The organism is uncultured Campylobacter sp. (genome assembly GCF_938045625.1).
GTDB lineage: Bacteria > Campylobacterota > Campylobacteria > Campylobacterales > Campylobacteraceae > Campylobacter_A.
The window spans coordinates 1-4,465 of the sequence record NZ_CALIAV010000013.1 but is presented as its reverse complement, the minus strand read 5'-3'; the positions used below and the strand labels follow the sequence as shown (position 1 = coordinate 4,465).

The 4,465-nt window shown below is 42.2% G+C and carries 4 protein-coding genes and 1 tRNA gene; 3 read left to right on the top strand and 2 right to left on the bottom strand.

The genetic code is table 11. From position 1 onward, the window contains the following. Positions 1 to 207: 207 nt before the first annotated feature. On the bottom strand, positions 208 to 771 hold the full coding sequence (locus tag Q0386_RS00880) for a LemA family protein (RefSeq protein ID WP_299025748.1): 564 nt from the start codon (positions 769 to 771) through the stop codon (positions 208 to 210). Between the two features lie 70 nt (positions 772 to 841). Between Q0386_RS00880 and Q0386_RS00875 the strand changes: the two genes are divergently transcribed. The 3 genes from Q0386_RS00875 (at position 842) to Q0386_RS00865 (ending at position 3,065) form a co-directional block, all read left to right on the top strand. Beyond that, positions 842 to 918 (top strand) — tRNA-Met (locus Q0386_RS00875). 350 nt (positions 919 to 1,268) lie between these two features. Continuing rightward, on the top strand, positions 1,269 to 1,982 hold the full coding sequence (locus tag Q0386_RS00870; RefSeq protein ID WP_298063955.1) for a rhodanese-like domain-containing protein: 714 nt from the start codon (positions 1,269 to 1,271) through the stop codon (positions 1,980 to 1,982). A 489-nt stretch (positions 1,983 to 2,471) separates the two neighbouring features. Continuing rightward, positions 2,472 to 3,065 (top strand): effector protein, encoded by a 594-nt coding sequence (locus tag Q0386_RS00865; RefSeq protein WP_299025746.1) that lies wholly within the window; start codon positions 2,472 to 2,474, stop codon positions 3,063 to 3,065. Between the two features lie 84 nt (positions 3,066 to 3,149). On the opposite strand, the gene Q0386_RS00860 is transcribed toward Q0386_RS00865, so the two are convergent. Then, on the bottom strand, positions 3,150 to 4,307 hold the full coding sequence (locus Q0386_RS00860; protein ID WP_299025744.1) for a hypothetical protein: 1,158 nt from the start codon (positions 4,305 to 4,307) through the stop codon (positions 3,150 to 3,152). Positions 4,308 to 4,465 lie beyond the last annotated feature (158 nt).

Below are 4,465 nucleotides of genomic sequence, written 5' to 3'. Positions count from 1 at the left end.
GTAAAATTTTATTGTTAAAAGTCTAAGTACATCGCGCCGCAAATATCTCAAACGAGATGACGAGTACGCAGGGCGCGGCAAGTCTCTTTTAAGAACGCGCTCTTTGCGCGTGATCCGTTTTATTCACTATAAATTTAGACTCACGGCGTTTGGAGCCATTTGCGATGAAATTTTAAAATTTCATCGCGAATTTTCTACGCCTCGCGCCTATTTTTTGAAAAGCTCAGATACGTTCGGGGCTTGTTTTTCTTGCTCGCTAGCGGCGAAAAATTCCGCTTTAGCGAAGTTGAAAACGCTGGCGATGATGTTAGTAGGAAACATCTCGCAGGCGTTATTATAAACTGTAACGGCGCCGTTGTAAGCGCGGCGTGCGGCGCTGATCTGCTCTTCGCACTCGCCTAACGCGTTTTGTAGCTTAGCAAACGATTCGTTAGCTTTGAGGTTTGGATACGCCTCCACCGCGATGCGGATCTGTCCTAAAAGAGTCGAAATTTCGCTATTTAGCTTAAATTTGTCCGCGTTAGAAGCCGCATTGATCGCTTGCGAGCGAAGTTCGCTAACGCGCGTTAACACGGCGTTTTCGTGGCTCATGTATTCGCGCGTGGCGCTAACTAAATTTGGGATGAGGTCGTAGCGTTTTTTAAGCTGCGTATCGACAGTGGAAGCGATGTTTCGCACCTGGTTGCGCTTGGCGATGAACGAGTTATAAACGCCCACTAGCGCCAAAACTAACAAAACTATGACGACTAATAAAATCAAAGCCGCACTCATTTTCTCTCCTTTTAAAGTGTTTCAATTAAAAATAAGAATATTTAGCTATACTTGCCATTTCTTTTCGCGTGTCAAGGTAGCTCAGCTGGTTAGAGCGCTGGTCTCATAAGCCGGAGGTCGAGAGTTCAAGTCTCTCTCTTGACACCATCTTCAAATTACCTTTAAGAGTGCAACGGTGCCTCAAAAAAGTTCGAGATTATATCTTACTTATACTTGAAAAATAATGAAAATTGGCAAAAGTATAAAATTTACCTTCGGGCAAATGTGAGTTTTTTTGAATTTGTTGCTCCGTCTCTAAAAGATAAATTTACGCAAAGTATCTTTACCTACGAGCCTTTAAGATATTTTGGCAAAAGTTTTTTATTCGAGTCTCTTTCGCGTTTTCACATCGGTAATCCGTATCAGCATAACCTATCACATTCCGCACAAATTCACACTATTTAGATAAAATTTTGATATAATCTCCCGCTTTAAAAGCTAAAATTCAAAGGAAACATATGAAATTTATTTCTCACAAAATTTTAAAAAGCGCGGTTTTGCTGGCGGCATTGGGATCTTTTGCGACTTGCTACGCCGAGATGCAACAGCCTAACGGCTACGCCATAAGCGGCGCGGCGCTATCAGCAATAGAGGAGGATAACAGGGCGAAAGAAAATTATCTAGTCATCGACGTTAGAAGCGCGGATGAGTACGCCGCAGGCCACGTGAAGCACGCGATCAACATCCCGCTTGGAGAGCTGGAAAGCAGACTGGATGAGATAAACGCCTACAAGGATAGAAACGTCGTGCTTTATTGTAACACCGGCAACCGCAGCGGCAAGGCGCTTGATCTGCTTAAACAAAAGGGCTTTAGCATGCTTATGAATGCGCCCGGCGTGAAGCAGTACGACTACGAGCTGTATAAGGTCGGCAGCATAAACGCAGATGGGTTTTTGAAAATAGCAAATGAGCCGAACGTGCTGATCATCGACGCTAGGCAGAAGCAGGACTACGACGCGGGGCATATGAAAGGCGCGATAAATATCCCATACGGCGAGCCTTTAGAAAACTACAAGGACGTGCTTGAGGCCAACAAAGGCAAAAGAATAATCACACACTGTTACAGCGGCAACCGCAGCGCCAAGCTCGCCAAAGCCCTAAACGAGCGAGGCTACAACGTCACGAATTTACTCGACGGCACGAAAGAATATAATTACGAACTGGTGAAGTAAATTAGAATTCGGGCTTTTGAAGTAAATTTAAAAGCCCGAATTTTATAAATTCGCAAATTTTCTATAATGTGATGATTGTTTATTTTGCGACGCGAAATACAAAATTTAACTTCGTGTGCGGCGCGTAAATTTAGACGCCCCAAATCCGCGAAATTTTAGATAGATATTCCATGCCGTATTTGGCGAAGCCCTCTCGCGAGCAAAATTCTGCGCGTATGGGTTTGGCGTAAAATTTTACTTTGGAATTCCGCTCTCGGAATTTTGCGATGCGAAGTTCCAAGCGGCGAAATCTTTCAAAAATTTTAAATTTCAGCAAATTTAACTATTCGGCATGCATAAATTTCACTCAAAATATAACTAGACGCTTTTTGCGAGGTTTAAACCTGGCAAATTCTTGATTAAATTTATTCGGATTAATAAAAATAAATCCCGCAAAATGATAAAATACCATTTTGAGTAAATTTGAAACGGTATTTTACGGGAGGGATCATGAAATTTAAAGATTTTAAAGCTGCAAACTGCGCTAACTACGACTTTTTCACCGCCGAAGAGCTAAGCCATAAAGAATTTATCAGACTAAGTTTCGGCGAGTTCGCCCGCAAAAATCCAAACTCGAGTTGGGCGCTTAGCATCGACGACAGGAGCTTCGATTCGTTTCCGAATTTTACTCAAAAGCATCCAATTTGCTTATCCGATCTAAATTTTAAAGATAGCGTCTTTCAGTTTAGGATTTGCTCCGAAAATAGTGTCCAAAGTCTAGGACACCGCATTTTTACCTGCTTAGATGGTATCCACAAAGACTTCGTCGCGAGCGAGATCAAGCAAACCGATGAAGTGATGATGAAGCTAAAGATGGGCGTTTTGAAGGACTTTACCTGCGTCTCAAAGTGCGGCTGGTGGATAACCGACATCTGGCGCGATATGTATCCGGTGACGGATGAGAGCGAGAGCGAAAATTTCGTCGCAGATATGCTTGGTAGCGAATTTTCGGCGCAAATGCAGCTCATAAACGAGCGACTTTTGAGCGCGCAAAACAGCGGCGAGCTTGACGAGCTCATCGCCGAGCTAAGGACGCAGGAGTAAATTTTAAAATTTTGCCCGCGCGTTATTTTTGATGCGGCGAGCGTGTTCGTACGTCTTTGCGGAGAAATTTTAAAATTTGCCGCCTTAAATTTCACCCAGCCCGCCGTTTGCGGCGCAGCTGTTTAGCGGATATGGCGTGAGGCCGTAGTCTGCCGCTTCGACGTTCCAAAAGTCTAAATTCGCACTGCGCGAGACGATATACTCAAAGCCCTTTTGATTTAGCTCGATCAAAATTTCAAATTCCTCGCCGTTTTTGCAGACGATACTTTCGAAAAAGTGCGAAAAGCAGGCGATCTTTGCGTTTTCTTTCTGCATCGATTGATTTAGCATGAGCTCCATGTTGCTTAGAATTTTAAATACCGTCTGGCTGGTCTCAAACCTGCCGAAGCGCGCGTAATACTTCGCTAAATTTTGCTCGTTTAGCGTAACGGATTTCGTGCAGTTTTGCGTTATCTGCTCGTATATCACACCGAAAAGCTCAATCGACGCGTTTTGATTATCTATCGCCTTGTTTTCGTGGTTTTCGATGACAACAAAGCCGTCTTTTATGCAAAATTTCTCGTTTTTATAGTAAAAGCTCACTCTTGCGATCTCTTGCTCGAAGCGCTTTTTATAAGTGAAAGGTAGATACGTTGTAACGCCCATTTTATCGATGATCGCAGAGCTTTTGACGCCTCCGTCCAGCTCGTGCTGCATAAAGTAGCGGATGAAGCTGCCCTGTTCGATATCAAAGCTATTTAAATACTCGATCTTATCCAGATACGCGCAGCGGTAGAGCCGCACGAACTCGGAATTTAGCGAGATATTGATCTCGTCGGGGATGTCGCCGTATTTTTCGCTTTGCGGCGCGTCGATGCGCTCTATGATATTCATCTGTTTTTCGACTTTGTCTTTTACGAAAATAGTGATTTTTACTTGCTGCATCTCATAAAAGCGCTTTATCGTCTCGGTCGCGCTTTTGGTAATGTCGGTCTTAAATTTTTTCGCTAGCTCCGATTTTTTGAGCGTCAGTGAAAAATCGCCGTTTTTTAGCTTGTTCTGCGAATACAGAAGATAAAGTAGCTCCTCATAAATCATCAAATGCGAGTAGGTTAAAAAGGTATTATCCACGACTATGACATAGTAGCAGCGCGTTACTGAGTATCTTTTGTTGTCTCTTAGAAAGTCGTTGTAAATTTTTAGCTTGCTCGCATTTTTCGATACCTTAAATACGTCGTAAGATTCTAAAAATATATTTTCCATATTCCGCCTTAGGTCAAGATACTTTTGAAATATTACACCATATTTGTTTTAAGTTGTTTTAAATTTTATCTTAAGGATAAAAAATATTAGCGAGTAAAATAATTTATAAAATTTCAATCATATTTTTAATATCAGCTTAAATATAATAAAATAATTTA